This is a genomic window from Bacillus sp. DHT2, from assembly GCF_026241455.1.
Taxonomy (GTDB): Bacteria; Bacillota; Bacilli; order Bacillales; family Bacillaceae_G; genus Bacillus_A; species Bacillus_A pseudomycoides.
The window spans coordinates 1-292 of sequence record NZ_JAPHWH010000099.1 but is presented as its reverse complement, the minus strand read 5'-3'; the positions used below and the strand labels follow the sequence as shown (position 1 = coordinate 292).

Sequence of the window (292 nt, the reverse complement as noted above, 5' to 3'; positions counted from 1 at the left end):
TCCTATAGCAGTTGAAGAATTGAGAAAAGAAAAAAAGATGCCATTAGGCATCCAACTAAGGCAAGTGAAATATCTCAATAACATAGTGGAACAAGATCATCGGTTTATTAAAAAGCGAGTTCGTTCGATGTTAGGATTGAAATCCTTTCGCACAGCTACATCCAGTATTTCTGGAATAGAAGCTATGCATATGGTAAAAAAAGGGCAACTTGTTTTACTGGACAAGTCTGTCCAAAATCAAGTGAAGTTCATCCATCAACTATTTGGAATTGCTGCTTAAGACTAGATTCCA

Annotated in this window: 1 protein-coding gene; it reads left to right on the top strand. The window is 36.3% G+C overall.

Annotation, left to right across the window (positions count from 1 at the left end):
* Window positions 1-280 (top strand): DDE-type integrase/transposase/recombinase (locus ORL93_RS31090; protein WP_265960359.1); only part of this gene is annotated, 280 nt, incomplete at its 5' end.
* Window positions 281-292 lie beyond the last annotated feature (12 nt).